Consider the following 7,833-nt stretch of genomic DNA (forward strand, 5'->3'; position numbering starts at 1 on the left):
AAATTTTATGTCTTCTCTCTTTCTCCCAAAATCTCATTTATCTTGCCATAATCGAGAACTTCTTCCTGTAAAAGGCACTCTGCCATTTTGTTTAGGAGAGTCCCCTTTTCATTAGGGCTAATTTTTAAAAAATGGTATTGCTCTTGCAAATTTTCTTCAATGTTTAAAATGCCTGATTCCAGTAAAAACCATTGCAATATCGTGCTCATCGCATGCTTTAATTACTTCTTCATCCCGCACTGAACCGCCCGGTTGAATAACCGCTGTAATTCCGGCTTCTGCGGCGGCATCAATTCCGTCCCTAAAAGGGAAGAAGGCATCAGATGCCATCACACATCCTTTGGTCGGTAGGTTTGCCTTCATTCTCGCAATTTTTACTGAATCTACTCTGCTCATCTGTCCTGCACCAACGCCAACTGTCTGTTCTTTGTTGGTAAAGACTATAGCATTTGATTTAACATTTTTTACTATCTTCCATGCAAACATCAACCCCTCAAATTCATCGTTAGTTGGCTGCCTTTTTGTAGGAATCTTTACATTGTTTCTGTCAATTTGATGAACATCTCTTTCTTGAATCACTAATCCTCCGAGCACTCTCTTTATGTCAGGCATAGATGCCCTTTCTTTTTTAGCCCTATCATAATCTATTGTCAGCAATCTTATATTCTTTTTTTTCGTTAAAATTTTTAGAGCTTCTTCTGAAAAAGAAGGAGCAATTATTGCTTCAACAAAGAGTTTTGAAATTTCTTCAGCTGCATCTCCATCAACTTCCCTGTTGACTGCAATTATACTTCCAAATGCCGAAACAGGGTCAGTTGCAAGGGCTTTCATATATGCATCCTTGACTGAAACTTTAGACACAGCGGCGCCGCATGGATTGGTATGCTTAATTATGGCAACTGCTATTTCATCAAACTCGAGCACCACAGCAAGCGCACCATCGACATCCACTATATTATTAAATGAAAGCTCTTTGCCATGAAGCTGTCTGATATCGGCTATTCCTCCTTTTTCTCCTGATACCCTGTAAAAAGCCGCCTTCTGGTGAGGATTTTCGCCATATCTAAGATTTTGAATCTTTTCCACACCTATTCCAAACTCCTCAGCAAACACTTCTTCTGAGGCAGTAGATTTTTGGGGATTGAAATAATTAGAAATAACACAATCATATCTCGCTGTGTGTGAAAAAGCTTTCGCCGCCAAATCAAAACATGTTCTCTCAGAAAGCTCTCCATTATTTTGCTTAAGTTCCTCTAAAACACTTTCATAATCTGCAGGATTAACAACAACAGCAACATATTTATGATTCTTAGCAGCAGACCTAATCATTGTAGGTCCACCAATGTCTATATTTTCAACAGCTTCAGAAAGCTTACAATCTTCCTTTGTAATGGTACTTTCAAAGGGATAGAGATTAACTATAACCATATCAATATATTTGATTTGATGTTCTTCTACTTCCTTTTTGTGCTTCTCATCGTCCCTCAGTGCAAGAATTCCTCCATGCACATAGGGATGAAGTGTCTTTACTCTCCCTGAAAGCATTTCAGGAAATCCTGTAAAGTCCGATATTTCTATAACATCGATTCCGCTTTCATTGATTTTCTTTGCAGTTCCTCCTGTCGATATTATTTCAATTCCTAACTCATTTAATCCTTTGGCAAACTCAACTATGCCTGTCTTATCTGAAACACTAATCAAAGCTCTTTTTACCTTAATCACTTTTCCTTCCTCATAACTTAAAATTGGTTAATTAATAGAATTTTTATCTTTCGACCTTTTCTAGTTCAAATGCATCATGTAATGTGCGCACTGCCAATTCACCATATTTTGAATCGATGATACAGGAAATTTTAATCTCCGATGTGCTTATCATTTGAATATTGATTCCTTCTGCAGACAATGCCTGAAACATTTTTGATGCCACACCTGAATGATTCCTCATTCCAGCCCCGACAATAGATACTTTTGCAATATTTTCATCAGTCAGGACCTCTTCGGCTTCTATTGATTTTGCTGCTTCATTTACAATCTCCATTGCCTTCTTTGCATCAGTCTTCGGGACAGTAAAAGTAATATCCGTAAATCCTTCTTTACTAACATTCTGAATAATCATATCAACTACAATGCTTGCCTCTGCAAGAGGTTTAAAAATCGATGCTGCTATACCCGGTTTATCAGGCACATGCCTTATAGATATTTTTGCATCGTCTTTTGCCAAAGCCACACCTGTAACAAGCACCTGCTCCATAGTTTCATCCTCCATTGTAACTAATGTTCCTCCTCCCTCTTTAAAACTCGATTTTACATAGAGAGGGACATTATATTTCATTGCAAATTCAACAGACCTTATTTGAAGAACTTTTGCTCCAAGACTTGCAAGTTCAAGCATCTCTTCATGAGAAATTTTTCCAAGCCTTTTAGCTGATGGAACTATTCTTGGGTCAGCTGTATAAACTCCATCAACATCCGTGTATATTTCACAAACATCTGCTTTAATAGCCGCCGCTATTGCTACTGCAGAAGTGTCAGAACCTCCTCTTCCCAAAGTGGTCACATCACCTTCAGGCGTTATGCCCTGAAACCCTGCCACGACTGCAATATAACCTTTATTAAGTGCTGCTTTTATCCTCTCTGCATTTATTCTTTCAATTCTTGCTTTCATATGAACACTGTCTGTAACCATACCTACCTGCCTACCAGTGAATGATATGGCTTTCTCTCCCATGCTGTTTATTGCAATTGCAAGCAATGCAATAGACACTCTTTCACCAGAAGACATAAGGACATCCATCTCTCTTTCATCAGGCATATCCGAAATACTGTGGGCAAGTCCTATTAGCCTATCAGTCTCTCCTGCCATAGCTGAAACAACTACAGCAACCTGATTGCCTTTCCTCTTCGTTTCAATTACCCGCCTAGCAACATTCTTTATTTTTTCAATATCGCCAACAGATGTTCCCCCATACTTTTGAACTATCAGTGCCATCTTTCAACTCCTCTAAATAATCACATTCTCTCATAAGGAATTTTTAAGGAAAAATTCCATCAATTCATATCCTTTTTCAAAAAATAATCCGCTATTACCTGCCTCTCTTTCACAAAATGCTTTTGTCCCATTGCTCTCGATACCTTCACCGTAAATTGCAAAATTTACAGCATCAGAGGTATGTGTCCTTACTTCTATTGGTGTCGGATGGTCAGACATTAGAAGAACTCTAAATTTCCCCAGTGACGATACTTCATTTAAAATTTTCGATAAAACTTTTGAATCGATGTCTTCAATTGCTTTTACCTTATCTTCTAAATTTCCATTATGGCCGGCTTCATCAGGAGCTTCAATATGAAGATAGAGAAAATCTTTATTCTTCAGTGCCTCTATTGCATATTTTGCTTTCCCTTCATAATTTGTATCAATATAGCCGGTTGCACCGGGGACATTTATAACATCAAAGCCGAGATAAATCCCAATTCCCTTTACCAAATCAACAGCGCTAATAACAGAGCCCTCCAATCCGTATTTTTCCTTGAATAGAGGAATTACAGGCTTTGTCCCTTCACCCCAAAGCCAAATATCAGTGGCTGGTTTATCGCCCCTCTTTTCTCGCTCTTTGTTTATGGGATGCTCCCTCAAGACTGTAAAGGCTCTCTGCATCAATCCAAGAAGCAACTCACTCCCTTCTCCCTTAGGGATATAGTTTATAACCTCTTGTCCTGAAATATCGTGAGGAGGAGTTAGTCTAACATTGTCAAATCTTTTCTTGTAAACCATAAGATGCCTATAGCTTTTCCCGGAATAAAAACTTACTTCCTTATCTGATATTTTTGCGTTTATATCATTTATTAAAACGGCAGCTTCTTCTGTACTTATATGACCTGCACTATAATCATCCATTTTGCCATCTTTGATCGTTACAAGATTACATCTAAATGCAGTATCATCGTCATCGAGATTAACTCCAATACTCGCGGCCTCCAGAGGTGCTCTTCCAGTATATACATCAGCAGGATTATATCCGAGCACAGATAGACTTGCCACATCACTTCCCGGATTCATTCCATCAGGTATTGTTTGCGCTAATCCGCATATTCCTTCCCTTGCAATCATATCCATATTGGGAGTATTAGCGGCTTCAAGGCAAGTTTTGCCGTCAAGGGCATCCAAGGGTTTATCAGCCATCCCATCGCCTAAGACAACTATATATTTAATTTCAGACATCCTTATTCTTCAACCCTTATCGAAATCGTTTTATCAACAACTACATCAAGCGAATCTATCTCTTGAAGTGATTTGCGAACCGATTTTTCAAGAGCTTCATGAGTCATAATAACGACTGAAACCTTTTCTCCGTCCTTCTCACCTTTCTGAATCACAGACAAAATGCTTATATCGTTTTTGCCAAGAATTCCTGATATCTTTGACAACACACCCGGCCTGTCAACAACGGAAAAACGAAAATAGAATCTTGACCTAACATCATCTATAGCTCTAAGAGGTTTATTAGCAATCCTATTGAGTTTAAAGGACAAAGGGGTCATTCGTCCCGATTCACCGCTTATTACATCTCTTGCAATATCAATAACATCGCTGACAACAGCTACAGCCGTTGGAAGTTCTCCAGCTCCTTTCCCGAACAAAATATTTCTTCCTGCATTTTTCCCCTCAATATAAACTGCATTATATTCATTACTGACATTAGAAAGAGGATTTTCGAAGGTTATCATCGTTGGGTGCACCCTTACATCGATTTCGCCATTCACATTTTTAGCAATTGCTAATAATTTGACTTTATAACCTAATTCATAGGCATACTTTATGTCTTCAGAAGCTATTCTTTCAATTCCTTCAGTATAGATAGAATTAAACTCGATTTTTGTTCCAAAAGCCAGCATTGACAAAATTGCAATCTTGTGGGCTGAATCGCCCCCGCTTATATCAAGTGTAGGGTCAGCTTCTGCAAAACCCTTTTCTTGCGCTTCTTTTAGAGCCTGAGCAAAATCAATCCCTTCATTGGTCATCTTTGTAAGAATATAATTTGCCGTTCCATTGATAATTCCATAAACAGAGCGGATTTCATCAGAAGCAAACCCTTCTTTTATAGCCCTTACCACTGGTATCACACCGCCAGTACTTGCTTCAAATCCAATATTCCTTTTTACGCTTTCAGCACATTCAAAAATCTCCATTCCTTCCTCTGCAAGCAATGCTTTATTTGCTGTTACAACATGTTTTCCCTTTTTCAATGCTTCGATTATAAAATCTTTTGCAGGATTAATTCCTCCGATAAGTTCTATAACAATATCAATTTCAGGGTCAGATATTATTTCATTTGCGTCTGCCGTTAAAAGAGACGAATCAACCTTGACACTCCTGGGCCTATTGATATCAAGGTCTGCTATCTTTTTTAAAATAATAGATGTGCCAAGCTTGTCGCTTATAATATTCTTATTCTGCTGTAAAATTTTTACTACACCAGTACCAATGGTTCCAAATCCAATAAGTCCAACTTTTACATCTCTCATTTATATCAATCCTTTCATAGAATCTGTTGAAGCTTAAGCATTTAGCGCTCTTTTTATTCCTCTTACTGCCTGCCTGATTCGATGTTCATTCTCTACAAGAGCAAATCTAATAAATCCTTCACCATAAGGTCCAAATCCCACCCCGGGTGAAAGCGCTACTTTGCCTTCCCTCAATATTTTTTTCGAAAATTCAAGTGAACCCATCTCTTTAAATTCATCCGGAATTTCTGCCCACACAAACATCGTGCCTTTGGGTTTTTCAACCTTCCAACCTATCCTATTCAAACCTGTTATTAGAGTATCACAACGAGATTCATATATATCACGAATATTTCTTGACATATCTTCAAGCTCATTCAATGCAATTATTGCTGCAATCTGAATTGGCTGGAAAATACCGTAGTCAAAATAACTTTTCAGCCGTCCGAGAGCTTTTATGACTTTACTGTTGCCTACGCAAAAAGCTACACGCCAACCGGGCATACTATAGCTTTTTGACATTGTATATAACTCCACTCCTATATCTTTTGCGCCTTCGACTTGAAGCATACTTGGTGCTTTATAATCACCAAATGTAAGGTCAGCATAGGCAAAATCATGGATGACAAAAATTTCTCTCTCCTTTGCAAAAGCAACAATTTTTTTGAAAAAATCCAAATCAACTGCCGCTGTTGTAGGATTGTGAGGAAAACTTAAAATTAGAATCTTGGGTCTTGGCCAACTTTCGTGATAAGCCTGCTTTAAATTTTCAAAAAAATCTGAATCACGAGATAGCTTAACACTTTTTAGATTACCGCCTGCAATGACAATACAAAAAGAGTGTATAGGATAAGTTGGACTTGGTACCAAAGCAACATCTCCGGGTTCAATAATCGAAAGGGCAAGATGTGATATCCCCTCCTTAGCACCTATCGTAACTATTGCTTCTTCATCTGCATCGATATCAACATTAAAGCGCCTTTTATACCAATTAGAAATCGCAAGTCTCAATTTATAAACTCCCCGAGAAACTGAATAACGGTGATTTTTTGGATTATCTACCGCCTCTTTGAGTTTCTCCACAATCGGTTTCGGTGTAGGAATATCAGGATTCCCCATACCAAGGTCGATTATATCCTCTCCTCTCCTTCTTGCATTGAGTTTTATCTCATCGATGATTGAAAAGACATAGGGAGGAAGCCTTTTTATTCGATGAAATTGTTCGGGCATAAATCAAATTTCTCCATTAAATTGAAGGTCAGCCATATAAGAACTTCTTACAAAGGGCGCAGAAGCAACTTTTATAAAACCCAGTTCTTTAGCCTTCTTCTCATAATACTTAAATATGTCAGGATGAATATATTCTGCCACTGGAATACTCTCTTTAGTAGGGGTTAGATATTGACCGATAGTAAGCATCTCACACCCTGCCCGGCGCAAATCTTTCATAACTGAAATAACTTCATCTTTTCTTTCACCCAATCCCACCATAATCCCCGACTTTGTATAGATTGAAGATGAAAATCTCTTTACCATAGCAAAAATTGAAAGCGAAACTCCATAATCAGCTTGAGGCCTAACATCTTTATACAGGCGCGGGACAGTTTCAATATTGTGATTTATCACATCAGGATTGGCCTCACAAACAATTTTCACAGAACTTTCATTCCCTTGAAAATCAGGTATTAATACTTCTATTTTGGTATTTGGACATATTTTTTTGATCTCTTTTATTGTGTCAGCAAAATGAGAAGCTCCGCCATCTGAAATATCATCTCGCGTAACTGATGTAATGACAGCATATTTCAATCCCATCTCCTTGACAGCCATAGCGACATTTTTGGGCTCTTGAGGGTCAAGAGGTTTCACATTACCATTTGAAACAGAGCAAAATGTACAATTTCTGGTGCAAACATCTCCCATTATCATAAAAGTTGCAGTTGGCCTTTTAAAGCATTCTGCCATATTAGGACATCTTGCTTCTTCACAAACTGTTGATAGTTTTCCCTTTCTAAGAATTGCCTTAACATTATGCAATTCTTTGATGTCAACAGCTCGTTTTACAAGCCAATTTGGTAATCTGCGTGCCATTTTAATTATGATAAAATTATATACAAAAAATCATACACTTAAAGTTTAGCTTATGTACACAGATAATAGTAAAATTTCAAGAAATTTACATTATCGAGAAAAGACTTCACATCACATCTGCCCAAGATAAGGATTAAAAGATGATGCTATGTCGATAGAAATAATTTTCTTTATGAAAACCCCTGCATAAGAGGACTAAAAGGAATCTTTTTCCATAAATTGTTCGAAGTTTTCTTGAAG

The 7,833-nt window shown here is 37.8% G+C and carries 6 protein-coding genes; all 6 read right to left on the reverse strand.

What is annotated here, in order from left to right:
* Positions 1 to 156: 156 nt before the first annotated feature.
* From purH to lipA, 6 genes are read right to left on the reverse strand one after another with little or no spacing between them, the layout of a single operon-like run.
* Entirely contained in the window at positions 157 to 1,719 is a 1,563-nt protein-coding gene (gene purH / locus D6734_08300) for a bifunctional phosphoribosylaminoimidazolecarboxamide formyltransferase/IMP cyclohydrolase PurH (protein RMF94233.1), read from the reverse strand.
* 46 nt (positions 1,720 to 1,765) lie between these two features.
* Positions 1,766 to 2,989, reverse strand: coding sequence for an aspartate kinase (locus tag D6734_08305; GenBank protein RMF94229.1), 1,224 nt, complete (start codon positions 2,987 to 2,989; stop codon positions 1,766 to 1,768).
* 30 nt (positions 2,990 to 3,019) lie between these two features.
* Positions 3,020 to 4,210: a cofactor-independent phosphoglycerate mutase gene (locus D6734_08310; protein RMF94234.1), complete on the reverse strand. Its 1,191-nt coding sequence runs from the start codon at positions 4,208 to 4,210 to the stop codon at positions 3,020 to 3,022.
* Between the two features lie 11 nt (positions 4,211 to 4,221).
* The gene (locus D6734_08315; protein RMF94230.1) at positions 4,222 to 5,523 is read right to left on the reverse strand and encodes a homoserine dehydrogenase; all 1,302 of its coding nucleotides are present in this window, start codon (positions 5,521 to 5,523) and stop codon (positions 4,222 to 4,224) included.
* 33 nt (positions 5,524 to 5,556) lie between these two features.
* Positions 5,557 to 6,732 (reverse strand): aminotransferase class I/II-fold pyridoxal phosphate-dependent enzyme, encoded by a 1,176-nt coding sequence (locus D6734_08320; protein ID RMF94231.1) that lies wholly within the window; start codon positions 6,730 to 6,732, stop codon positions 5,557 to 5,559.
* A 3-nt stretch (positions 6,733 to 6,735) separates the two neighbouring features.
* A complete protein-coding gene (gene lipA, locus D6734_08325; protein ID RMF94232.1) occupies positions 6,736 to 7,593 on the reverse strand; it encodes a lipoyl synthase in 858 nt (285 codons plus the stop codon).
* Between the last annotated feature and the right edge of the window lie 240 nt (positions 7,594 to 7,833).

The sequence above is a fragment of the Candidatus Schekmanbacteria bacterium genome (genome assembly GCA_003695725.1).
Taxonomy (GTDB): Bacteria; Schekmanbacteria; GWA2-38-11; order GWA2-38-11; family J061; genus J061.